Raw genomic sequence first — 24,319 nt, forward strand, 5'->3', positions numbered from 1 at the left:
TGTGCAGGTACTGCCCTTTATTTTTATCACAACCAAAGGACAGTACGATGACAACACAATCCCATCATGACAACGTAGAAAAACAGTTCGGTTCCCAGGCAAGCGCCTATCTGACCAGTGCGGTACACGCCTCTGGCCGCGACCTGGTGCGTCTCGGCGAGCGCCTGGCTGCATTTCCGCAGGCGCAGGTTCTTGATTTAGGCTGTGGAGCAGGACATGCCAGCTTTGTCGCTGCACAGCATGTCGCGCACGTTACCGCTTACGATCTGTCTGGCCAGATGCTCGAGGTTGTCGCCCACGCTGCGAAAGACAAAGGGCTGAATAAAATTTCGACCCGCCAGGGCTACGCTGAATCACTTCCTTTTGACGACGAAACCTATGACGTGGTGATCAGCCGCTACTCCGCCCATCACTGGCACGATGTCGGCCAGGCACTGCGCGAAATCAAACGCGTGCTGAAGCCGGGCGGGATTTTTATCATTATGGATATCATGTCACCCGGAAACCCGGTTCGTGATATCTGGCTGCAGACCGTTGAAGCCCTGCGTGATACCTCGCACGTGCGCAACTATTCGAGTGGTGAATGGTTCGCGATGATTACCGAAGCCGGTTTAGTTTCCCGCTCTCTGGTGACGGACCGCCTGCCGCTGGAGTTCTCCTCATGGATTGCGCGTATGCGCACACCCGACACGTTAAGCCAGGCGATTCGTTTGTACCAGGAGAGTGCCTCGGCGGAAGTGAAAGCGTACTTTGAATTGCAGGAAGAGGGATCGTTTACCAGCGATACGATCCTGGCGGAAGCGCAAAAAGCCGGATAAGAAAAAACAAAAAAGGCACCGGGGGAATCGGTGCCTTTTTCTATGGGCTTGGCTGTCAGGAGTCTGGCGTCGTGCTGTTTTTAACAAACAGTGTCAGCTGATCGCCTGGCTGCAGATTGGCCGTATCGTCATTCCAGCGCATCACATCTTTGATGTTCACGCCGTGCGTTTTCGCGATACTGGACAGTGAATCGCCTTTGCGTACGCGATAAGTAATGCTATCGCTGTTGCGGGCGAGACGCTGTGCGCTGCTGCCAGCGCCAACCGTCAGGTTCTGGCCAACTTTCAGGTTTGAACCGCGCAGATTGTTCCACTGCTGCAGATCCTTCGTGCTCACGCCAAGACGTGATGCAATGCCTGAAATGGTATCGCCGGAGCGAACCTTATAGCTACGGCTGCTGACGGATGAAACATCTGCAATCAGCGTTGACTGAACGGCAGCAATTTCACCTGATGCGAGAGACTCACGTAACTGTGCTGCATGCTTCTGCGGCACCAGTACGTACTGAGGCCCATTGGCACCCAGCGTTGAGCCTTTCACGCCTGCGTTAAAGGTCTTCAGCTTTGTCACCGACATTCCCGTCATATCAGCAACCTGTTTCATATCAACCGGGCTGCTGAGGCTCACTCTGGCCAGCGCGCGACTTTCGTCAGACGTTGGCAGATTTACACCATAACGTTTACTGTTCTTGAGAATATCGCTCAAAGCCAGCATCTTCGGTACGTAAAGCTTGGTTTCCTGTGGCAATGAGAGAGACCAAAAATCGGTGGGTTTACCACGCGCCTTGTTCGCTTTCATTGCCTTCATTACCCGACCTTCACCGCTGTTATACGCTGCGACTGTTAACAACCAGTCACCGTCAAACATCTTATTCAGACGCTGCATCATGTCGAGAGCGGCAGTCGTTGAAGCGACCACATCCCGACGCGCATCGTAGCCGCGAGTCTGTTTCAAACCATAATTGCGCCCTGTGCTCGGAATGATCTGCCAAATGCCTGCGGCATTGGCGCCAGACGTCGCGTGCGGGTCAAAAGCGCTCTCCACTATGGGTAGTAGTACCAGTTCCATAGGCATGTTACGTTTCTTAACTTGCCCTGCTATCCAGTACATATACGGCTCTGCCCGTAAAGTTACATCGTGGAGATAGCTCTTATTACTTAAATACTTCTGTTTCTGATCGCGAATCCGGTTGTTTTCCGGAATCCCCATCTTCAGCTCGTCGCTAATAGAGGCCCACAAGTCCTGTTCCTGCGCGAATGATGTCCCATCGTCCATCCAACGCGCCTGACTTGTAAACTTCCCTGCTTCCCCTTGACCAGCTGCAGAAAGGCTCTGTGCGTGCTGCTGTATGTTGCCAGTGTTCTGGCACCCAGCAAGCAGGACAGAGGCGAGTAATATCGCTTTTGCCTTCATGTGTGTGTCAATAGTTGCTTAAAAGACGAGCGATAATAACGGCGAAACTTTCAAAAGGCAACCCGCAATTGTCAGAAGTCATCTTTCTTTGACCGTAACCATGCAAAACGCTCTTCAGGTTGTTGCAAATTTGTTTCTTGGTTAATTTTGTTAATTAAATCAATATCATTGGTTCTCAAAAATAAATTTATTTTGCGCTCATTTTTCAGAATTACGGGCAGTGTATTTTGTTTTTTTACCCGTAACTCATTCACTTTGTGGTAATAATCCTGAATCGCAGGATCGTCAGGCAGGATGCTCAATGCAAACTTCATATTTGCTAATGTATATTCGTGGGCGCAGCAAACGAGGGTATCATCCGGGAGAACGTTTATCCTCTGGAAGGATTGGTACATCTGGGTTGGTGTCCCTTCGAACAATCTTCCGCACCCGCCGGAGAACATCGTGTCACCGCAGAAAAGATAAGGGAAACTGAAGAAAGAAATGTGTCCGGAAGTGTGACCGGGTGTAGCAAATACAGAAAAATCGTATCCCAGTATGAGGATTTTTTCGCCATCTTCGACTACCCGAGTCGTGCCCTTATCTTGTGTCTCCTGTGGACCATAAACCACTAAATGGGGATATTTCGCCCGCAAAGCAGGGACACCGCCGACATGATCGTGATGATGGTGAGTCAGCAAAATGGCCTCTGGCTGCCAGCCATTTTCCTCGATAGCCTGCAATACCGGTGCCGCATCGCCTGGATCGACAATAATGCAACGCTTATCATCGCCGACTAAAACCCAGATGTAGTTGTCCTGAAACGCGGGAATGCTGATAAGATTCATAAATTACCTCTCATTACGTAACGGGTGTGTTGATGAAGCCGGCAAGGATACCTCAGATTGTCTCAGCACCAGAGCACTGGTCCCAGTTGCGGTGGGGTGAATACTATCGCGAGGCGCTTGAGCGTCAGCTCAATCCCTGGTTTGCAAAAATGTATGGTTTTCATCTGCTTAAGATTGGCAATTTGAGCGCGGAAATCAACTCCGAAAGCTGCGCCATCTCCCATCAGGTGAATGTATCCCTTAACGGTCACCCCCTTCAGGTTAAAGCCGATCCGCTTCATTTGCCATTCGCCGAGAAATCCGTCGACGCCTGCCTGATGGCCCACACGCTCCCCTGGTGCAGCGACCCGCACCGTTTACTGCGCGAAGCCGACCGCGTGCTAATCGATGACGGCTGGCTGGTCCTCAGCGGTTTCAATCCGATGAGCCTGATGGGATTGCGCAAGCTGGTGCCCGTTTTGCGCCGCACGCCGCCCTATAACAGCCGCATGTTTACCTTTACACGTCAGCTCGACTGGCTGTCATTACTGAATTTTGAAGTGATGTACTACAGCGGCTTCCAGGTTTTACCCTGGGCGGGGAAGGGCGGTAAAATGCTGACAACCCATCTGCCAGCACTTGGCTGCATGCAGCTCATCGTCGCGCGTAAGCGAACGGTTCCACTTACGCTGAACCCGATGAAGCAGAGCAAATCAAAAGCACAAATCCGACAGACGGTCGGGGCGACGCGACAGTACCGAAAACCCTGATCAGGATTCCGGCTGATAGCCCACGTCATCGTGGATCGGATTCATCGCCGCTTCGCGCGCCAGAACGTCGCAACGTTCGTTTTCCGGATGCCCCGCATGCCCTTTGACCCATTCCCACTTAATGGTGTGATGGCTCAGTGCCGCGTCCAGACGCTTCCAGAGATCGACATTCTTGACCGGTTTCTTATCGGCCGTTTTCCAGCCACGCTTTTTCCAGTTATGGATCCACTGGGTAATCCCCTGGCGCACATACTGGCTGTCGGTACTGATAACCACATCGCAATCTTCTTTTAATGCTTCCAGCGCGACGATCGCGGCCATCAACTCCATGCGGTTATTGGTGGTCAGACGAAAACCTTCATTAAAGGTCTTCTCATGCTCACGGTAACGCAAAATGGCGCCGTAGCCGCCCGGTCCTGGATTCCCGAGGCAAGATCCATCGGTGAAAATTTCTACCTGCTTAATCATCTCTGGTAGACTTCCTGTATTTGAAACGATCAGTAAAACGACGAGTCTGACATAAATGACCGATATGAGCACTGCAATTACACGACAGATCGTCCTCGATACCGAAACCACCGGTATGAACCAGATTGGCGCACATTACGAAGGCCATAAGATCATTGAGATCGGTGCCGTCGAAGTGGTGAACCGTCGTCTCACCGGCAATAACTTCCACGTGTACCTCAAGCCCGACCGTCTGGTGGACCCGGAAGCGTTCGGCGTTCACGGAATTGCCGATGAGTTTCTATTGGATAAACCGACCTTCGCCGATGTTGCCGATGAGTTTATGGACTACATCCGCGGGGCTGAACTCGTCATCCATAATGCTTCGTTCGATATCGGCTTTATGGACTATGAGTTCAGTAAGCTCAACCGCAATATCCCGAAAACCAATACCTTCTGCAAAGTCACCGACAGCCTGGCGCTGGCGAGGAAGATGTTTCCGGGCAAGCGTAACAGCCTCGATGCCCTCTGCTCGCGCTACGAAATAGATAACACCAAGCGTACGCTTCACGGCGCACTGCTCGATGCCCAGATTCTGGCGGATGTCTATCTGACCATGACGGGTGGCCAGACTTCGATGGCGTTTAGCACCGAAAACGACTCCCGTCAGGCGGGTGACACCGGAATTCAGCGCGTGGTGCGTCAGGCGAGCCGTCTGCGGGTGATTACAGCCAGTGACGAAGAGATCGCCGCCCATGAATCGCGTCTCGATATCGTGCAAAAGAAGGGCGGCAGCTGCCTCTGGCGCGCATAAAAGATGCCGTTATGCTGTAAAAAGCACCGTGTGGGCGAATTTTGCAGCAACTGATTCAAAAGTTGAGAAAAAGCGTTGACGGGATCAGAACCAAACCGTAATATTCGCCTCGTTCCCAAGGGAACAATGCGGAGCGGTAGTTCAGTCGGTTAGAATACCTGCCTGTCACGCAGGGGGTCGCGGGTTCGAGTCCCGTCCGTTCCGCCACATTAGAAAGCCTGAATCAGAAATGATTCAGGCTTTCGTCATTTCAGCGCCTTATCTCTCTTATCTCCCCTCTGATTTTAGTTAACAAAAAGTTAATATTAGCAGTGCAATTTATTAACAATTGTTCGATTTTGGTGCGATGGTTGCACTTTTAGTGTGCAATTCCGTCTCTTCCCTTCGCTCCAGACGTTTCCTCTTGTAACAATCCTGTAAAAATAAGTCTCAAATAATCATTAGCTTACTTACGGTTTTCCAGAAAGTTCCTGAACCAATGATTTATTGGTTCATTAATTGCTTAACTCTATGTGCAATAAGACGTTATCTATATCAATAACTTATTGTTAATAAAAATAAAGCAATGATGAGAGCAGGCGAACCAATATGGAAAAATCGTCACGGTTTCTGGCAAATTCCAGCACCGCACTTGAGCAGTTGCGCGGTCTGATCAACCAGCACGAGTCAACACCAGGCATTCCGCTGCCCACTGAACGTGAGCTGTCGGAAACACTCGGCGTGGGGCGACGCGAAGTTCGTCGTGCGCTGGACGTGCTGGAAGAAGAGGGACGCATCTGGCGCAAGCAGGGCAAAGGCACTTTCATTGGCCCTGCCGCACCGGTTGAACCTCTTGCGCTTCAGGGGCTGGTGCAGCAAACCAATCTGCTGGAAGTGATGGAAGCCCGCCTGCAGCTCGAACCCGGCTTAGCCCGTCTTGCGGCACTGCGTGCCACCAGGGAAAACCTCGCGCTGATGCAGCGCATGCTGGAACGCATCGACAAGGTCAGCCCGGATGACCGCGATCTTAACGAACTGTGGGACAGCGCCTTTCACCGCGCCATTGCTGAGGCTGCGGGTAATCGCCTGATGCTGGGGTTGTTCGATGCTATTGATGCAGTCCGGCGCGAACCTAGCTGGCAGCACCTGCGTGAGCTGGCGCGTACCCCAGAGCGCGTCGACAGCTACAACGATCACCACCACAAAATCATGACGGCGATTATCCACCGCCAGCCCAATGAAGCAGCCGCGGCGATGCGCGAACACCTGCTCACCCTGCAAACTGCCCTGATTCAGGCCATCAACCTTGAGGATGATTCCCTGTTATGACGACGATCCCTTTTAAGGAGGCAGCGCCGGTCCTTCGCCTGCACAATCTCAATGTGAAATTCGCTGGATCGCCGGTCAGCGTGCTCGACGGCATCTCCCTGACCGTGAAATCCGGTGAAACGCTGGCGCTGGTGGGGGAGTCCGGTTGCGGAAAAAGTATCACGTCGCTGGCGCTGATGGGGCTGCTGCCTGCCAGTGCGCAAATTGTCAGCGGTGAAATGCAGTTCCGTCGCCACGACCTGCGCAAGCTCTCCCCGCGTGAATATGCCGATCTGCGCGGCAGTGAACTGGCGATGATCTTTCAGGAGCCGATGACCTCCCTCAACCCGGCTTTTACTCTCGGCGATCAGCTTAGCGAAGCGGTGATCCGCCACCAGAAAATGTCGAAATCCGATGCCATGAACGTGGCGCTGCAAATTCTGGAAAAGGTGCAGATCCCGGCGCCGGAGATGCGTCTTAAATCTTATCCCCATCAGCTTTCCGGCGGGATGCGCCAGCGTGTGATGATTGCGATGGCGCTCATTAACCACCCGCGCCTGCTGATTGCCGACGAACCGACCACCGCGCTGGACGTGACAATCCAGGCGCAAATCCTGACGTTGCTGAATACCTTAAAAGCCGAAACCGGCACCGCCGTGCTGATGATCACCCACGATCTGGGTGTGGTGGCGGAAGTCGCGCAGCAGGTGGCGGTGATGTATGCCGGACAGGTCGTGGAGCAGGGCAGCGTCGAGAGTATTTTTGCCGATCCGCAGCACCCCTACACCATCGGTCTGATGGGGTCGATTCCGTCTCTCGGTGCGCGTAAAGGCCAGCTTTCGACCATTCCGGGCAGCGTGCCGTTGCCCGAATCGATGCCGAAGGGCTGCCGTTTCGCCACCCGTTGTCCGTTCGCCCAGACGCGCTGCCACGATGAAAAACCGCAGCTTCACACCCTTGGAGCGGGCCATCAGGTGGCCTGTTTCCGTGTGCCCCTTGAGCAACACATTGCGCTGGGAGAAATCGCATGACCACCCCGATCCTCGAAGCTCGCGATCTGAGCAAACTCTTCCCCGGCCCGAAAAAACTCTTCGCGCCGGCCCGTTTTGTCACCGCTGTCGACCGGGTTTCACTCGCCGTGATGCCGGGCGAAACGCTGGCCATTGTCGGCGAGTCTGGCTCCGGGAAATCCACCCTCGGTCGACTGCTGCTTCGCCTGCTGGCGGCCAGCGAAGGGCGCGTGTTCTATCAGGGCGAAGAGATTACCCACGCGTCGGGTTCGCGCCTGAACCAGCTTCGTCGTGAACTGCAAATCATCTTTCAGGACCCGTTCGCCTCGCTCAATCCGCGCATGACGGTAGAGCAGATCGTCGGTGAACCCCTGTGGCTGCACCAGAATATGAAAAAAGCCGACCGCCAGTATCGCGTCGCGGAACTGCTGAAAACCGTCGGGCTGCCTGCCGCCTGGGCCGGACGCTATCCGCACGAGTTTTCCGGCGGACAGCGTCAGCGTATCGGCATTGCGCGTGCGTTAGCCTCCGGGCCAAAACTGCTGCTGGGCGATGAGCCGGTTTCCGCGCTGGATGTCTCCGTGCAGGCGCAGGTAGTGAACCTGCTCGAAAGCCTGAAACATCAGCTGGGGCTGACAATGGTGATTGTCGCTCACGGCCTTGCGGTCATTCGCCATATGAGCGACCGCGTGGCGGTGATGTATCTCGGCCAGATTGTTGAGCTGGCTACCGTCGATGAAATCTTTGACGCGCCGCTGCACCCGTACACGCAGGCGCTGATTGCCTCTGCGCCCCAGATGCAGCCGGGCATGGAACGTGACGCGCCGCTGTTGCAGGGCGACTTACCGAATCCGGCGAATCCCCCTTCCGGGTGTCGGTTCCACACCCGTTGCCCGTATGTCACGGATGAATGCCGCCAGGTCGAACCGATCGCACAGGTTCTGGAGGGCGGGCGCCAGGTCGCTTGCCATCGCTGGCAGGAAATTAATCGCGATCGCAGTGTTATCCAGATAGCACCGCCATCCGCTGCCTTTTTGCGCCGCCGCGCGCTGTTTGAACATGCGGCATCACTCTCGTCTCTTCCAGCAAGGAACTCATGATAATGACAATGCGTAATTCTCTTTTGACCGTACTGGGAAGTGTTATGTTGTTGGGCGCAGCACTCCCTGCGCACTCGGAAAGCGTTCTGCGAATTGGTCTGGGCGCAGACCCGGATATGCTCGATCCTCATCTGGCGCGCACCTACTATGGCCGCTTCGTTTTTGCCTCTCTGTGCGACCGGCTGGTGGACGTGGATGAAAATCTGAAGGTCGTGCCGGGCCTGGCAAAAGACTGGTCCTGGAGCGACGACAGCAAAACCCTGACCATGAATCTGCGTGAGGGGGTGACCTTCCACGACGGCGAAAAATTTGACGCTGAAGCGGCGAAATATAACCTCGAACGCGCCCTGACCTTAAAAGGCTCGCTGCGTAAAAGTGAAATCTCTTCTGTCGAATCGGTGGAAGTGAAAAGCCCGACCCAAATTGCCATTCACCTGAAAACGCCGGATGCCGCACTGCTGATGCAGTTGACCGACCGCGCAGGGGCGATGATGGCGCCAGAAGCGGCCAAAAAGCCGGATTTCGCCGCCCATCCTGTCTGCTCTGGCCCATACAAATTTGACAGCCGTGTCTCTCAGGACCGCATCGTTCTGAGCCGTTTCGACAACTACTGGAACAAAGACGCCTATCACTTCGACAAAATCATCTATCTGCCGATCCCGGATGCCTCGGTGCGCCTGGCAAACCTGCGCGCGGGTGACCTCGATCTGACAGAAGGAATCGCCGCCAGCGACGTGAAAACCGTCGAAGCCGACAGCAAACTGGCGTTGGCGAAAGTGACTGGTCTCGGTTATCAGGGGATCACTTTCAACATCAATAACGGCAAAGTTCCGGCCAACGATCCGTTCAAAGATGCGCGCGTCCGTGAAGCCTTCTCACTGGCCATCGACCGCGATGCGCTGAACCAGGTGGTGTTTGAAGGGTTGTATACCCCGGCAAACCAGGCGTTTTCGCCGGTCAGCCCTTACCACGTCAAGGTGCCGGTTCCGGCCCGCGATGTGGAAAAAGCGAAATCCCTGCTAAAAGCGGCGGGCATCAACGGGCCGCTGAACGTCAATCTGCTGGTGCCGAACAACCCAACGTCACAGCAGGTGGGTCAGGTTCTGCAGGCGATGACGGCGGAAGCGGGCTTTAACCTGAATCTGCAAATGACGGAATTCGCCACGCTGCTCGATCGTCAGCAGAGCGGTGACTATCAGCTGAGCTTCTCCGGCTGGTCCGGTCGTCCGGATCCAGACGGCAGCATCTTTGGTTTCATCAACAGCAAAGGCAACCTCAACGACGGCCGTTACAGCAATGCGCAGGTCGACGAGTGGCTGACCCAGGCGCGTCTGAGCACCGATCCCGCCGCCCGCCAGCCGCTGTACGACAAGGTCGTAAAACAGCTGCAAACGGACATGCCGATTGCTTATCTCTACTTTGAGCCGCGCATTTTTGGCCTGAACAAGAGCGTGCAGGGCTTCAAACCGTACCCGGACGGCATCGTGCGTCTGGCGGGCTTGTCGCTTGCTAAGTAACTGAGGGCGTGAGGAGAAACCATGCTGGAACTGATTTGCAAACGCCTGCTGCTGGCGATCCCGACCTTACTGCTGGTGAGCATGATGGTCTTCGGGCTGCAAAAACTGCTGCCCGGCGATCCGCTGATTGCGATGGCGGGCGAAGAGCGCGATCCGGCGGTGATTGCTCAGCTGCGCGCAGAACTGAATCTCGATGCGCCGCTGCCGGTGCAATATTTTGACTGGCTGACGCGTGCGCTGCAGGGCGATCTTGGGGTCTCTTTACGCACTCACGAGCCCGTGACGTCGCTGATTGCCAGCAAACTGCCGGTCACGATGGAGCTGTCGCTGCTGGCGATGATCATTGCGCTGGTGTTCGGCATCAGCATGGGGATCCTCGCGGCGGTTAACAAAAACAGCTGGGTCGATCACGGTGCCAACTTTGTGGCGATCTCGGGGATCTCGATACCGCACTTTTGGCTGGGGATCCTGTTAATTCTGGTCTTCTCGGTCAATTTGCAGTGGCTGCCCGCCTCCGGCTATGTGCCGTTCAGCGAAGATCCGCTGCAAAACCTGCGCACGCTGCTGCTGCCTGCGTCGGTGCTCGGCACCGGCCTGGCGGCGACGCTGATGCGCCACACGCGCGCCTCAATGATCGCCGTGCTGAAAGCCGATTATATCCGTACCGCGCGGGCAAAGGGGCTGCTGCCGAAAGCGGTGATCCTCAAGCACGCGTTTCGCAACGCGCTGGTGCCGGTGATCACGCTCACCACGCTGCTGTTTGGTGAACTGCTGGGCGGCGCGGTGCTGACCGAGCAGGTCTTCACGATTCCGGGCTTTGGCAAAATGATCGTCGATTCGGTGTTTAACCGTGATTACGCGGTGGTGCAGGGCGTGGTGCTGATCGTGGCGATTGGCTTCCTGATGCTGAACCTGCTGGCTGACGTGCTCTACGTCCTCATCAACCCGAAAATGCGAGGTTAATCGTGGCTGAACTGACAACTCAAACCGTAGTACCTGCGTTGCCGCGCGCGCAGAATCGGGTGCTGAAGAAATTTCTCGCCAATAAAAGCGCGGTGATTGGCGCGGTGATTGTCGGCATCTTTGTGCTCATCGCCCTGATTGCCCCCTGGCTTGCCCCGTTTGATCCTGTCAAAGCTAACTTCCTGGCGGTGCGTAAGCCGCCGTCAGAGCTGTATTGGTTTGGCACCGACGAGCTGGGCCGCGACATTCTCTCGCGCATCGTCTGGGGCGCGCGAACGTCCCTGATGGCGGGCTGTATGTCGGTGGTCATTGCCGTGGTGATCGGGGTACCGCTCGGGCTGGTGGCCGGTTACTTCCAGGGGATCTGGGACGGCGTGATCTCACGCTTTATCGAAGCGCTGCTGGCATGCCCGTTCCTGATCATGGCGATCGCCCTGGGGGCGTTTTTAGGCCCAAGCCTGACGAACGCGATGATCGCCATCGGGCTGTCGGCTATGCCGATCTTTGCCCGTCTGACGCGCGGCCAGGTGATCGCCATTCGTAATGAAGAGTACATCGACGGCGCGAAGGCGATTGGCCTGCCGGATCGCTGGATCATCGTGAAATATGTGCTGCCCAATGTGATGTCACCAATTCTGGTGCAGGCCACGCTGGCGATTGCCTCCGCCATTATCGCCGAGGCCAGCCTGTCGTTTCTTGGCCTTGGTCAGCAGCCGCCGAATCCGTCCTGGGGCTCGATGCTCAACACGGCAAAAGGTTTTCTGGAACAGGCGCCATGGATGTCTGTTTTCCCTGGTATCGCCATTTTCCTTGCGGTACAGGGCTTTAATTTACTCGGTGACGGGCTGCGCGATGCGCTCGATCCGCGCCACGACTAAGGAGTCATGATGACCAAAGCGCTTGATTTTACGACCGGTTACGATTCACGACGCCCGCCAATGATGGGGCACAACGCGGTCGCCACTTCGCAGCCGCTGGCGGCGCAGGCCGGGATGCGGATGTTACAGCTTGGCGGTAACGCCGTTGATGCCGCCATTGCCACGGCCATGGCCCTGACGGTGGTTGAACCGACGGGCTGCGGCATCGGCAGCGACGCCTTTGCCATCGTCTGGGACGGCGAAAAGCTGCACGGTCTGAACGCGTCAGGCCGTTCGCCTGCCAGCTGGCATGCGGATCTGTACGCGGGCAAAACCGACGTGCCAGAGCTTGGCTGGGACGCGGTGACGGTACCGGGCGCCGTCTCCGGCTGGGTAGCACTGGCCGAGCGTTTTGGCACGCTGCCGCTGACGACCCTGGCACAACCGGCCATTGAGTACGCGCGTAATGGTTTCCCGGTGTCGCCGCTGATTGGTCACCTGTGGCAGCGCGGCTTTAACAAACTGAAAGATCAGCCGGGCTTTAGCGCCTGCTTTGCGCCAGAGGGCCGCGCGCCGCGCATCGGTGAGATATTCCGTAACCCGGCGCAGGCCAACTCTCTGGAGCTGATCGCCAAAACCAACGGCGAAGCCTTCTATCGCGGTGAGCTGGCGCAGAAAATCGCTGCCTTCGCCAAAGAACACGGCGCGCATCTGACGGCAGACGATCTGGCGAATCATCGCGTCGACTGGGTGGAGCTGCTGTCGCGCGATTTCGCCGGTGGATCGGTGCAGGAACTGCCGCCAAACGGGCAGGGGATCGCCACGCTTATTGCGCTGGGGATTCTTGAGCAGTGCGGGATCGAAAAACATCATCCGGACTCTGTGCAATCTCTGCATCTGTCGATCGAGGCGATGAAGCTGGCGCTGGCGGATCTCGATCGCTACGTGGCCGACGAAGAGCACATGGAGTTTGCCGCGAAAGAGCTGTTAAGCGACCACTATCTGAAATCGCGCGCGGCGCTGATCGATCAGGATAACGCCTCTGATTTCACCTACGGTGCGCCGACCCAAAGCGGTACGGTTTACCTCTCTGCCGCCGATTCCAGCGGGATGATGATTTCCTTTATCCAGTCCAACTTTATGGGCTTTGGCTCAGGCGTCGTGGTGCCGGACACGGGCATTAGCCTGCAAAATCGTGGCTGCGGCTTTGTGCTAGATCCTAAACACCCTAATGCCCTGGCGGGCAGTAAGCGTCCGTTCCATACCATTATTCCAGGTTTCGCAATGGACGGGCAGGGTAAACCGCTGATGTCGTTTGGCGTGATGGGCGGGCCAATGCAGGCGCAGGGGCACATGCAGATGGCGCTGCGTATTATGCTGCACGGGCAAAACCCCCAGGCGGCGATCGATGCGCCGCGCTGGCGCGTGGTGAAGGGCCGGGAAGTGATCGTTGAATCGAGCTTCGATCGTAATACCATTGCGGCGCTGCGCGAACGCGGGCATCAAATTACGGTGGAAGATCCGCTGCAGGATTATAACTTTGGCGGCGCGCAGGTGATTTACCGCATGCCGGAAGGGCACTACGTCGCCGCAACCGAAAGCCGCAAAGACGGGCAGGCGTTAGTGAGTTAACAAGCCGCCATCAGCATGTGTAAACCGGGTGAGGCGCTGCCGCACCCGGTTTTTTTTCATCCAATACTAAAGGGATCCGCGTCCTGCCATGCCGGAAACTTCTCCCGGTACTCTTTCAGTGCCGTCAGCGAAAGCTCGGCGTCGATACGCGTCGCCTGATGCGGCTCGGCGGTGGCAATAATTTCCCCCTGCGGATTCACCACCCGGCTATCGCCGCGGTAGTGATGCCCGTTGCCATCGGTGCCTACGCGGTTACAGCCGACCACATACGCCTGATTCTCAATGGCGCGCGCCACCAACAGCGCTTGCCAGTGCAGCGAGCGTGGCGCAGGCCAGTTGGCGACGTAGAGCGCCAGATCGTAATCATTACGGTTGCGTGACCAGACCGGGAAGCGCAGGTCGTAACAGACCAGCGGCAGAATGCGCCAGCCGCGCCACTCAAACACCACCCGCTCGTTACCCGCCTCGTAGTGATGATGCTCATCGGCCATGCGGAACAGGTGGCGTTTATCGTAAAAATGCAGCGTGCCGTCTGGCTCCACCAGCAGGAAGCGGTTCACCGGCCCGCGCTCGGTCTGCAGCGCGGCGCTCCCCGCGACGAGAGCGTTCGTCTGCCGGGCCTTGCTGTGCATCCAGGCGACGACGTCATCCTGCGCCAGAGACTGCTTTGCCGCCTCCATGGCGAACCCGGTAGTGAACATCTCCGGCAGCACAATCACATCGCGTCCGGTGATCTCTTCGAGCTGACGATCAAAATGGCGCAGGTTGGCGGGACCGTCCATCCACACCAGGGGCTGTTGTAAAAGGGTAATCTTCAAACCAGGCACAATCATGACTCCTCGAAAGACGGCTTTTTGACACTGTAGCACGGGAAAAAGAGAAAATGTGGCAATAAAAAACCCCGCACGCGGCGGGGTTTATGGAAGCGATGCGGGTTAGGCCGCTTCAGGTTTGCGGACCTTCTCCGGCAGCTTTACCGGTCGGGTCGCCAGCTCGTCGTGCTCGAAATCATCCACGTTAATGCTGCGCAGACGGCTCTCTTCCGCTTTCACCAGTACTGCGGCTTCATTCTGATCGATGATGCCACCCGCCAGCGCCTGTTTGGCCAGTTCATCCAGGCGAGTAAACGGCAGGTTTTTGCCCAGCTGTTTACAGATTTTCTGGTGAACAGGATCGGCCGCCATCACATCCAGCAGCGCCTCTTCCAGCAGACCAACCGGGTTATGCTCGGTAGGTTTCAGGTACTGACCGCGACCGATACGGGAGCGGGTTGCACTTGGAACCTGCAGGATCTTCGCCACTTTGTGATCCAGGATATCGGACGGTGCCAGATGATGACGACCGGTTGGGAAGATCACCACGCGCAGTGCGCCTGCCACAAAGCGGTTCGGGAAGTTTGCCAGCAGATCGTCAATCGCCTGCTCTGCCTGATAGAGCGCATCCTGCACGCCCCAGTGGACTAACGGCAGATCCGCTTCATGACGGCCTTCATCGTCATAACGTTTCAGGACCGCAGAGGCAAGGAACACCTGGCTCAGGACATCGCCCAGACGCGCAGAGATACGCTCGCGACGCTTCAGGCTGCCGCCGAGGACTGCCATCGACACGTCTGACAGCAGCGCCAGGTTCGCGCTCAGGCGGTTGAGATGCTGGTAGTAACGTTTGGTCGCATCACCCGTTGGTGTGGCGCTGGTGAGACCGCGCGTCAGGCCCAGCCAGAAGCTGCGCATTTTGTTGCTGCCGACATGGCCGATGTGTTTAAACAGCAGCTTGTCGAACGCATTCACGTCGTTGTTTTGCGCCGCAGCCATCTCTTCCAGTACATACGGATGGCAGCGAATCGCGCCCTGACCGAAGATCATCATGCTGCGGGTGAGGATGTTAGCGCCTTCCACGGTGATGGCAATCGGTGCGCCCTGATAGCCGCGCGCCAGGAAGTTACCTTCGCCGAGCATAATGCCTTTACCGCCAGCAATATCCATCGCATCAATAATTGACTGCTGCGCACGATGGGTACAGTGATACTTCACGATAGCCGACAGCACAGCCGGTTTTTCGCCCAGCATGATGCCGTAGGTGATCAGCGACGCCGCCGCATCCATCACGTAAGCGTTGCCCGCGATGCGCGCCAGTGGCTCTTCGATACCTTCCATCTTACCGATGGAAATTTTGAACTGACGGCGGATATGGGCGTAAGCACCAATCCCCATCGCGACGGATTTCAGGCCACCGGTAGAGTTCGACGGCAGGGTGATACCGCGACCGACCGACAGACATTCCACCAGCATACGCCAGCCCTGTCCGGCCATTTTCGGACCGCCGATGATGTAATCAATCGGTACAAAGATATCTTCGCCACGGGTCGGACCGTTCTGGAACGGTACGTTCAGCGGGAAGTGACGACGACCAATTTCGACGCCAGGCGTAGAGGTTGGGATCAGCGCACAGGTGATGCCCAGATCTTCCTCGTCGCCCAACAGTCTGTCCGGGTCAGAGAGTTTGAACGCCAGGCCCAGTACGGTGGCAATCGGTGCCAGCGTAATGTAACGCTTGTTCCAGGTCAGGCGCATACCCAGCACCTGCTGGCCCTGCCACTCGCCCATGCAGACTACGCCGGTATCCGGGATCGCACCCGCATCAGAGCCAGCTTCCGGGCTGGTCAGCGCGAAGCAAGGGATTTCCTGACCACGCGCCAGACGCGGCAGATAGTGATCTTTTTGCTCTTCGGTGCCGTAATGCTGCAGCAGTTCGCCCGGGCCTAAGGAGTTTGGTACGCCGACGGTGATCGCCAGGATCCCTGACACACCCGCCAGTTTTTGCAGCACGCGAGCCTGAGCGTAAGCGGAGAACTCCAGGCCGCCGTACTCTTTCTTGATGATCATCGCGAAGAAGCGATGCTCTTTCAGATAGGCCCACAGTTCCGGAGGCAGATCGGCCATTTCATGGGTGATCTGGAAGTCGTTCGCCATGCGGCACGCTTCTTCTACCGGACCATCAATAAAGGCTTGTTCTTCTGCTGTCAGCCGTGGCTGCGGGTAGTTGTGCAGCTTTTTCCAGTCCGGGTTGCCCTGGAATAGATCGCCTTCCCACCAGGTAGTACCCGCGTCGATGGCTTCTTTTTCCGTGCGTGACATCGGTGGCATCACTTTACGGAAGCCGCGGAACACCGGGGCGGAAATCATCGACTTACGCATCGTAGGCACGTTGAGCGGCAGCAGGATAATCGCCAGCGGCAGCACAACCCAGATATTCCACAGACCAGACAGGCCAAGCGCAGCCGTCCAGGCCAACAGAATCAGGCTACTCAGTAATAAACTGACACGGTGATAGAACAACACACCGAGCAGAACAACGGTTGCGATAATGCTCAAAATCATCATAAAGAAAAGCTCCCTTGCTTGTAGGAGGTCTGACCACTTGTGATGATATGGTTGTAGTGGATGTTATTTCTTTTAGCAATGCATTCACAAAATAATTACAACCTGGTTCACATTGTTCAGGTTTTGACAGGCACGAATAATCAAAACGCCGAAGGATCTGCATCGCCATGACCAGGAGCAGACTTAAGTCAGTGAGAGGGGAAGAGCAGGCACTGCCAGCGCATATACCACGTCAAGTATGACGGGTATAGCTTCTCGCTTTTCTCGCGATCCGGTACACTCCCTGTGTTATTTCATCAATACTGAAGGATTATCCTCATGTACCAGGATCTTATTCGTAACGAACTGAACGAAGCGGCGGAAACGCTGGCCAACTTTCTGAAAGATGAAGCCAATATTCACGCGATTCAGCGCGCGGCGGTTCTGCTGGCAGACAGTTTCAAAGCCGGCGGCAAAGTGCTCTCCTGCGGTAACGGCGGTTCACATTGCGATGCGATGCACTTCGCTGAAGAGCTGACCGGCCGCTACCGTGAAAACCGTCCGGGCTACCCGGCGATCGCGATTTCTGACGTTAGCCACATCTCCTGCGTGGGTAACGACTTCGGTTACGATCATATTTTCTCGCGCTATGTTGAAGCGGTAGGGCGTGAAGGCGATGTGCTGCTGGGGATCTCCACGTCGGGTAATTCCGGTAACGTCATCAAAGCCATTGACGCTGCGCGTGAGAAGGGGATGAAAGTCATCACTCTGACCGGCAAAGATGGCGGCAAAATGGCGGGCTCGTCGGATATCGAAATCCGCGTGCCGCATTTTGGTTATGCTGACCGTATTCAGGAAATTCACATCAAAGTGATTCATATCCTGATCCAGTTGATCGAAAAAGAGATGGTTAAGTAAGAAGGCTATTTTATTTGCCATTTTGAATCCGGGCAGTGCTCGAAATCCTCACGTACTACGTGTACGCTCCGGTTTCTGCGCGCTGTCCGAATCCAAACTGGCTGCAACAATTACGCCTTCCCGCGTTAAGGCGTTTTGTGGAGGTGATGTATGTGCGAATTGCTCGGGATGAGCGCCAATGTGCCAACCGATATCTGCTTTAGTTTCACCGGGCTGGTGCAGCGCGGTGGAGGAACCGGGCCGCATAAAGACGGCTGGGGCATTACCTTCTACGAAGGCAAAGGCTGTCGCACGTTCAAAGATCCGCAACCCAGCTTCAACTCTCCCATCGCCCGACTGGTCCAGGATTATCCGATAAAATCCTGCTCGGTCATTGCCCATATTCGTCAGGCGAATCGGGGCGAAGTGGCGCTGGAAAATACCCATCCGTTTACCCGTGAACTGTGGGGCCGCAACTGGACTTACGCCCATAACGGGCAGTTGACCGGCTATAAATCGCTGGAGACGGGCAATTTCCGTCCGGTGGGTGAAACAGACAGTGAGAAAGCGTTTTGCTGGTTACTGCACAAGCTGACAGAGCGCTACCCGCGCACGCCGGGAAATATGGAAGCAGTGTTTAAATACATCGGCACGCTGGCCTGTGAACTGCGTGAGAAGGGTGTGTTTAACATGCTGCTGTCAGATGGGCGCTATGTGATGGCGTTCTGCTCGACCAATCTTTTCTGGATCACGCGTCGCGCGCCCTTTGGCGTGGCAAAACTGCTGGATCAGGATGTGGAAATTGATTTTCAAACCGAGACCACACCCAACGATGTGGTCACGGTGATTGCCACTCAGCCCCTGACGGGCAATGAAACCTGGCAAAAGATTATGCCAGGCGAGTGGGCACTATTTTGTCTCGGGAACCGTGTAGTTTGACGCCAGCTGCGGGTGAACGACTTCATGACTCAGCGGTTTGCTGACAATGTATCGACCATCCGCGACCGAGACGGTCGGCGGCTTGTGCGTCTGCTGGAAGTAGTCGTAACCCGGTTTCAGCTGTTTCCAGAAATCCGCGTAGGTCGAATACTTGTGGCGCTGCATGTTGGCATCGGTCATGCGGAACGGATAGATGCTCACCTGCACGCCCGCCTGGCCGAAGACTAACGCGCCGGTCACAAACTGGAAAATCTCATCAATACCGCTGTCTGTCATGGCGTAGCAGCCGATAGACACGCAGGCACCGTGAATCATCAGGTATTTGCCTTCGTAACCATGGGCACGATCGTAGGCGTTCGGAAAGCCGATATTGATGGCTTTATAGAAGCGGCTGTCGGGTTTGAGCTGATTGCGCTGAACGGTATAAAACCCTTCAGGACTTTTGAAATCACCCTGACGTTGTTTCGGACCTAATCCGCCGGAATAGTTACAGATTTTGTAGCTATCAAGCAGTTGATATGTCTCGCCCATTTTGACAAATAGATCGAGCGTGCGTTCTTCCTTGAAGATCTGAATATAAACCGGTGATCCCATTAATTGTTGTTTATATTCTTTGCTGACCGGTGTGGTTGAACTGTTGCTGCCAAGCAGCCCTGCGAACGAGACACACGGGATCAGAAGCATCGCAATGAACAATGCGATTTTACGCATACTACAAGTTCCTTGATAAAGCCAAACCAACTTGCCAGGACGGCAAAAGAGACCCGAAATCAGAATTTTCTGGATTAGGAGCGCTCACATTAGCATCGCTGCATTTTTTCGCAAGAGTGAACTAATGAGTTTACAAATTAGTTGGCATTTATAGCTTATCAGACCGCGTTTGAAACCAGGAACTTTGCGTAATTGTGGAGGATGTGAAGACGCTGATACTTTTCAATTCTGAATTTTTAACTGTATACTTATCCAGTGAAAGGGTGAGGGTTAAGTATGCGCAAAATAATCCATGTCGATATGGACTGCTTTTTTGCCGCCGTAGAGATGCGTGATAATCCGGCGCTGCGGGATGTCCCCATCGCCATTGGCGGCAGCCGCGTTAAGCGTGGTGTGATCAGCACTGCCAACTATCCGGCGCGCAAATTTGGCGTGCGCAGCGCCATGCCCACGGCGATGGCACTCAAACTCTGTCCTCATCTCATTCTGTTGCCCGGCCGCTTTGATGCTTACAAAGAGGCCTCGGCCCATATCCGGGAAATCTTCTCCCGCTACACGTCGCTCATCGAACCCCTTTCTCTCGACGAAGCCTATCTCGACGTCACGGACAGTCTGCACTGCCACGGCTCCGCCACGCTGATGGCGCAGGAGATCCGCCAGACCATTTTTAAAGAGCTCAATTTAACGGCCTCCGCCGGGATTGCGCCGGTCAAATTCCTCGCCAAAATCGCCTCGGATCTGAATAAACCGGACGGGCAATATGTCATCACGCCTGATGAGGTCCCGGCTTTTTTGAAGACCCTGCCGCTGGGCAAAATCCCCGGCGTCGGCAAAGTCTCGGCCGCGAAGCTGGAAACGCTGGGTCTACGCACCTGCGAAGACGTGCAGAACAGCGATCTGGCAATGCTGCTCAAACGCTTTGGCAAATTTGGCCGGGTGCTGTGGGAGCGCAGTCAGGGGATTGATGAGCGCAGCATTAACAGCGAGCGGCTGCGTAAATCGGTGGGGGTGGAGCGCACCCTTGCGGAAGATATCCACGAGTGGAGTGACTGCGAAACCATTATTAACGAGCAGCTCTACCCCGAGCTGGAGCGGCGTCTGGCAAAGGTGAAACCCGATCTGCTGATTGCCCGGCAGGGGGTAAAACTCAAGTTTAACGACTTCCAGCAAACAACCCAGGAGCATGTCTGGCCGCGGCTCAATAAAGACGACCTGATCGCAACGGCGAAGAAAGCCTGGCAGGAGCGCCGCGGGGGAAGGGGAGTGCGGCTGGTGGGTTTACACGTCACGCTGCTGGACCCGCAGCTGGAGCGACAGCTGGTGCTGGGGCTATAAAACGTATAAAAAAGCCCGGTAGCGCTTCGCTTACCGGGCTTATGTCTACATATCGCTATGGCACTGATTCTGCTGGCCCGACAACGCACTGCCGCCGGGCACGTACAGCGTCTTACTTAGCCGGAATCGCTTTCAGCAGTTCTGTCAGCAGCGTCCAGTAGTGGCCCACGCTTTCGATATGCACCTGCTCGTCCGGAGAGTGTGGCCCGGTAATGGTCGGCCCAATAGAGACCATATCCATATCCGGATACGGTTTCTTGAACAGACCGCACTCCAGACCCGCGTGGATCACCTGAATGTTCGGCGTGCTGTTGAACAGACGCTGATAGGTTTCACGCACCAACGCCATGACCGGAGAGGTCGCGTCTGGCTGCCAGCCTGGGTAGCTGCCCTTGGCGGAGGTTTTCGCACCAGAGAGTTTGCCCAGTGATTCCAGCATGCTCACGACATACTCTTTACCGCTGTCGATAAGAGAGCGGATCAGGCAGATGATTTCCGCGCTGTCGTCGCTCATGGTGACAACGCCGACGTTCAGGGAGGTTTCCACCACGCCTTTCGCCACGTCAGAGTTGCGGATCACGCCGTTTGGTGTGGCGTTCAGCAGCTGCACAAAGCGGTCGCGTGACTCGGTCGTCAGCGCGGCTTTATCGCTGGATACGGCTTCCAGAACCACGGTCAGGTTTTTCTCTTTGACTGACAGTTCGTTTTTCAGGATATCCAGGTAGACGTTCGCCAGGGTTTTCAGCTCGTCGGCTTTGTTTGCTGCAACGGCAACGGTGGCGAAGGCTTCGCGAGGAATCGCGTTACGCAGGCTACCACCGTTGAAGTCCACCAGACGCAGATCCAGCTCAGCCGCGTGGCCTGCCAGGAAGCGCGCCAGCAGTTTGTTGGCATTGCCCAGACCTAAATGGATATCGCCGCCTGAGTGACCGCCTTTCAGCCCTTTCAGCGTCAGCTTGAAGGTCTTGAAGCCAGCCGGAACCGCTTCACGGGTCAGAGGCAGGGTAGAGATGAAATCAATGCCCCCCGCGCAACCCATGTAGATCTCACCCTCTTCTTCAGAGTCGGTGTTGATCAGGATATCTGCCTGCAGCCAGTTGGCCTGCAGACCAAAAGCGCCGTCCATACCCGCTTCTTCGGTCATGGTCAGCAGCACTTCCAGCGGGCCGTGCTCAACGCGATCGTCAGCCAGCACCGCCAGCGCGGAGGCCATACCGATGCCGTTATCTGCGCCCAGCGTGGTGCCGCGTGCTTTAACCCATTCGCCGTCGATGTACGGCTGAATCGGATCTTTTGTGAAGTCGTGGTCGGTATCGTTGTTTTTCTGCGGCACCATATCCAGGTGCGCCTGCAGCACAACCGGTTTGCGGTTTTCCATACCTGCGGTGGCCGCTTTACGAATCAGAATATTGCCAACCTGGTCACGCTCTGCGTGCAGGCCTTTTTCCTTCGCCCAGCCCATAATATGTTCGGCAAGCTGTTCTTCGTGATAGGAAGGGTGAGGAATGGAACAGATTTTGGCAAAAATATCCCACAGCGGCTGTGGCGATAATTGAGACAGTTCAGACACGATAAGTCTCCTTGTCGTGGCGCTGCAAACAAGCTTGCAGGTCACAGGGTTAGCAGAGTGATAGTCAGCACAAGTCGGGCTTGCGAGATGAGGTTGAGAATACCACTTTCTCCGTTCGCTGCTAGCATTAAGCACGTAAAAACTCCGCCCCGCGCCGCTAAACACTGGTTTTTAGTGCGTCAGATCTCTATAATCTCGCGCAACCTATTTCCCCCTCGAACACTTTTTAAGCCGTATATAAACAGGCTGGGACACTTCACATGAGCGAAAAATACGTCGTCACCTGGGACATGTTGCAGATTCACGCGCGCAAACTGGCTGCACGCCTGATGCCTTCTGAACAGTGGAAAGGCATTATTGCCGTGAGCCGTGGCGGTCTGGTACCGGGCGCATTGCTGGCTCGTGAACTGGGTATTCGCCATGTCGATACCGTCTGCATCTCCAGCTATGACCACGATAACCAGCGCGAGCTGACCGTGCTGAAACGCGCTGAAGGCGACGGCGAAGGCTTTATCGTCATCGACGATCTGGTCGATACCGGCGGCACTGCCGTTGCGATCCGTGAAATGTATCCAAAAGCGCATTTCGTCACCATCTTCGCCAAACCAGCTGGTCGTCCGCTGGTCAACGACTATGTTATCGACATCCCGCAGGATACCTGGATTGAACAGCCGTGGGATATGGGCGTGGTCTTCGTACCGCCGATTTCTGGCCGTTAATTACAGAACGAAATTATTTTTAACGCCCGGTGATGCCGGGCGTTGTTTTTTTTAGCCTCCAGCGCGTTACAATGCCTCTATGTGACGTAATCATGGAGGCAGCGCGCAATGACCCAGGCGAATCTCAGCGAAACCCTGTTCAAACCTCGTTTCAAACACCCGGAAACGTCGACTCTTGTTCGTCGCTTCAACCCTGGCACTCAGCCTGCTGTGCAGTCCGCTCTGGACGGCAAAAACGTGCCGCACTGGTATCGCATGATTAACCGTCTGATGTGGATCTGGCGCGGCATTGATGCCCGTGAAATTCTCGACGTCCAGGCGCGCATCGTCATGAGCGAGGCCGATCGCACCGACAGCGATCTCTACGATACGGTCGTCGGCTATCGCGGTGGTAACTGGATTTACGAATGGGCGACGCAGGCGATGCTCTGGCAGCAGAAGGCTAACCAGGAGCAGGACCAGACCCTCAGCGGAAAGCACTGGCTCCACGCCGCCAACCTTTACAGCATCGCCGCCTATCCGCATCTGAAGGGTGACGATCTGGCAGAACAGGCGCAGGCGCTGGCAAACCGTGCCTACGAAGAAGCAGCCCAGCGTTTGCCGTGCAACGTGCGTGAACTGGAGTTCACCATTCCCGGCGGTGCGCCGGTCACCGGCTTTTTACACATGCCCCCTGGCGACGGCCCGTTCCCGACGGTGATGATGTGCGGTGGGCTGGACTCCCTGCAGATTGATTATTTCAGCCTGTTTGAGCGCTACTTTGCACCAAAAGGGATCGCGATGCTGACGCTCGATATGCCGTCGATCGGGTTTTCTTCTAAGTGGAAGCTGACGCAGGACTCCAGCTTATTGCACCAGCATGCGTTAAAATCGCTCGAAAATATTCCCTGGGTGGACCACACCCGCGTGGCGGCATTTGGCTTCCGGTTTGGCGCCAACGTTGCGGTACGCCTGGCCTATCTGGAATCGTCGCGCCTGAAAGCGGTGGCCTGTCTTGGGCCGGTGGTTCATGCGCTGCTCAGCGATCCCACCCGTCAGGGGAGCGTGCCGGAGATGTATTTAGACGTGCTGGCGAGCCGCCTTGGCATGCATGATGCATCAGACGAAGCGCTGCGTGTGGAACTGAACCGTTATTCATTAAAGACCCAGGGCCTGCTCGGACGCCGCTGTCCGACGCCAATGCTGTCAGGTTTCTGGAAAAACGATCCTTTCAGCCCGGAAGAAGAGTCGCGTTTAATCACCTCGTCATCTTCCGATGGCAAGCTGCTCGAGATACCCTTCAGTCCGGTGTATCAGAATTTTGACAAAGCATTGAACGAGATTACACGCTGGATCACCAAGAGATTGTGTTAAG

The 24,319-nt window shown here is 55.8% G+C and carries 22 protein-coding genes and 1 tRNA gene; 16 read left to right on the forward strand and 7 right to left on the reverse strand.

Annotated elements, in window-relative coordinates; translation table 11 throughout:
- Positions 1 to 47 precede the first annotated feature (47 nt).
- Entirely contained in the window at positions 48 to 818 is a 771-nt protein-coding gene (locus ACB496_RS04155; protein WP_371974524.1) for a class I SAM-dependent methyltransferase, read from the forward strand.
- 55 nt (positions 819 to 873) lie between these two features.
- Here ACB496_RS04155 and mltD read toward each other — a convergent pair whose 3' ends face one another.
- Both mltD and gloB read right to left on the reverse strand, forming a co-directional pair.
- Positions 874 to 2,232, reverse strand: coding sequence for a murein transglycosylase D (mltD, locus tag ACB496_RS04160; RefSeq protein WP_102104398.1), 1,359 nt, complete (start codon positions 2,230 to 2,232; stop codon positions 874 to 876).
- Between the two features lie 71 nt (positions 2,233 to 2,303).
- A complete protein-coding gene (gene gloB, locus ACB496_RS04165; protein ID WP_371974525.1) occupies positions 2,304 to 3,059 on the reverse strand; it encodes a hydroxyacylglutathione hydrolase in 756 nt (251 codons plus the stop codon).
- 32 nt (positions 3,060 to 3,091) lie between these two features.
- Between gloB and ACB496_RS04170 the strand changes: the two genes are divergently transcribed.
- Entirely contained in the window at positions 3,092 to 3,808 is a 717-nt protein-coding gene (locus ACB496_RS04170; protein WP_100777525.1) for a class I SAM-dependent methyltransferase, read from the forward strand.
- Here the strand turns inward: ACB496_RS04170 and rnhA are convergent, their stop codons facing one another.
- Positions 3,809 to 4,387, reverse strand: a complete 579-nt coding sequence (rnhA, locus tag ACB496_RS04175) for a ribonuclease HI (RefSeq protein WP_164971799.1) — start codon at positions 4,385 to 4,387, stop codon at positions 3,809 to 3,811.
- Here rnhA and dnaQ point away from each other — a divergent pair.
- The 9 genes from dnaQ (at position 4,341) to ACB496_RS04220 (ending at position 13,435) form a co-directional block, all read left to right on the forward strand.
- A complete protein-coding gene (dnaQ, locus tag ACB496_RS04180; RefSeq protein WP_371974526.1) occupies positions 4,341 to 5,069 on the forward strand; it encodes a DNA polymerase III subunit epsilon in 729 nt (242 codons plus the stop codon). The genes rnhA and dnaQ overlap by 47 nt on opposite strands.
- Before the next feature lie 130 nt (positions 5,070 to 5,199).
- A tRNA-Asp gene (locus tag ACB496_RS04185) sits at positions 5,200 to 5,276 on the forward strand.
- 381 nt (positions 5,277 to 5,657) lie between these two features.
- Positions 5,658 to 6,377, forward strand: coding sequence for a FadR/GntR family transcriptional regulator (locus ACB496_RS04190; RefSeq protein WP_100777521.1), 720 nt, complete (start codon positions 5,658 to 5,660; stop codon positions 6,375 to 6,377).
- Positions 6,374 to 7,387 carry an ABC transporter ATP-binding protein gene (locus tag ACB496_RS04195; RefSeq protein WP_100777520.1) on the forward strand — a complete coding sequence of 338 codons (1,014 nt, stop codon included), beginning with the start codon at positions 6,374 to 6,376 and terminating at the stop codon, positions 7,385 to 7,387. Before ACB496_RS04190 ends, ACB496_RS04195 begins: the two co-directional genes overlap by 4 nt.
- Positions 7,384 to 8,466, forward strand: a complete 1,083-nt coding sequence (locus ACB496_RS04200; RefSeq protein ID WP_319423982.1) for an ABC transporter ATP-binding protein — start codon at positions 7,384 to 7,386, stop codon at positions 8,464 to 8,466. The genes ACB496_RS04195 and ACB496_RS04200 overlap by 4 nt, the downstream gene beginning before the upstream one ends.
- Positions 8,467 to 8,468: 2 nt before the next feature.
- On the forward strand, positions 8,469 to 9,983 hold the full coding sequence (locus ACB496_RS04205; protein ID WP_371974527.1) for an ABC transporter substrate-binding protein: 1,515 nt from the start codon (positions 8,469 to 8,471) through the stop codon (positions 9,981 to 9,983).
- Positions 9,984 to 10,004: 21 nt separating this feature from the next.
- Positions 10,005 to 10,946 (forward strand): ABC transporter permease, encoded by a 942-nt coding sequence (locus tag ACB496_RS04210; RefSeq protein WP_100777518.1) that lies wholly within the window; start codon positions 10,005 to 10,007, stop codon positions 10,944 to 10,946.
- Between the two features lie 2 nt (positions 10,947 to 10,948).
- A complete protein-coding gene (locus tag ACB496_RS04215; protein ID WP_100777517.1) occupies positions 10,949 to 11,824 on the forward strand; it encodes an ABC transporter permease in 876 nt (291 codons plus the stop codon).
- A 9-nt stretch (positions 11,825 to 11,833) separates the two neighbouring features.
- Positions 11,834 to 13,435: a gamma-glutamyltransferase family protein gene (locus ACB496_RS04220; protein ID WP_100777516.1), complete on the forward strand. Its 1,602-nt coding sequence runs from the start codon at positions 11,834 to 11,836 to the stop codon at positions 13,433 to 13,435.
- A gap of 56 nt (positions 13,436 to 13,491) precedes the next feature.
- On the opposite strand, the gene ACB496_RS04225 is transcribed toward ACB496_RS04220, so the two are convergent.
- Positions 13,492 to 14,262, reverse strand: coding sequence for an amidohydrolase (locus ACB496_RS04225; protein WP_107704208.1), 771 nt, complete (start codon positions 14,260 to 14,262; stop codon positions 13,492 to 13,494).
- Between the two features lie 108 nt (positions 14,263 to 14,370).
- A complete protein-coding gene (fadE, locus tag ACB496_RS04230) occupies positions 14,371 to 16,815 on the reverse strand; it encodes an acyl-CoA dehydrogenase FadE (RefSeq protein ID WP_371974528.1) in 2,445 nt (814 codons plus the stop codon).
- Positions 16,816 to 17,133: 318 nt separating this feature from the next.
- Between fadE and lpcA the strand changes: the two genes are divergently transcribed.
- Together lpcA and ACB496_RS04240 are read left to right on the forward strand one after the other, a co-directional pair.
- Complete coding sequence (gene lpcA, locus ACB496_RS04235) at positions 17,134 to 17,712, forward strand: D-sedoheptulose 7-phosphate isomerase (protein WP_100777514.1); 579 nt, start codon at positions 17,134 to 17,136, stop codon at positions 17,710 to 17,712.
- A 150-nt stretch (positions 17,713 to 17,862) separates the two neighbouring features.
- Complete coding sequence (locus tag ACB496_RS04240; RefSeq protein ID WP_100777513.1) at positions 17,863 to 18,630, forward strand: class II glutamine amidotransferase; 768 nt, start codon at positions 17,863 to 17,865, stop codon at positions 18,628 to 18,630.
- Here the strand turns inward: ACB496_RS04240 and dpaA are convergent.
- Positions 18,601 to 19,341: a peptidoglycan meso-diaminopimelic acid protein amidase gene (gene dpaA / locus ACB496_RS04245; RefSeq protein WP_100777512.1), complete on the reverse strand. Its 741-nt coding sequence runs from the start codon at positions 19,339 to 19,341 to the stop codon at positions 18,601 to 18,603. The genes ACB496_RS04240 and dpaA overlap by 30 nt on opposite strands.
- Positions 19,342 to 19,617: 276 nt before the next feature.
- Here dpaA and dinB point away from each other — a divergent pair, with 276 nt between their 5' ends.
- Positions 19,618 to 20,676 carry a DNA polymerase IV gene (gene dinB, locus ACB496_RS04250; protein WP_102104390.1) on the forward strand — a complete coding sequence of 353 codons (1,059 nt, stop codon included), beginning with the start codon at positions 19,618 to 19,620 and terminating at the stop codon, positions 20,674 to 20,676.
- A gap of 112 nt (positions 20,677 to 20,788) precedes the next feature.
- Here the strand turns inward: dinB and pepD are convergent, their stop codons facing one another.
- Positions 20,789 to 22,246, reverse strand: a complete 1,458-nt coding sequence (gene pepD / locus ACB496_RS04255; protein WP_371974529.1) for a cytosol nonspecific dipeptidase — start codon at positions 22,244 to 22,246, stop codon at positions 20,789 to 20,791.
- Between the two features lie 260 nt (positions 22,247 to 22,506).
- Between pepD and gpt the strand changes: the two genes are divergently transcribed.
- Entirely contained in the window at positions 22,507 to 22,965 is a 459-nt protein-coding gene (gene gpt / locus ACB496_RS04260; protein WP_047174674.1) for a xanthine phosphoribosyltransferase, read from the forward strand.
- A 108-nt stretch (positions 22,966 to 23,073) separates the two neighbouring features.
- The gene (gene frsA / locus ACB496_RS04265; RefSeq protein WP_123430010.1) at positions 23,074 to 24,318 is read left to right on the forward strand and encodes an esterase FrsA; all 1,245 of its coding nucleotides are present in this window, start codon (positions 23,074 to 23,076) and stop codon (positions 24,316 to 24,318) included.
- The last annotated feature ends 1 nt before the right edge of the window (position 24,319 follow it).

The organism is Lelliottia nimipressuralis, assembly GCF_041464075.1.
Lineage (GTDB): Bacteria > Pseudomonadota > Gammaproteobacteria > Enterobacterales > Enterobacteriaceae > Enterobacter > Enterobacter nimipressuralis.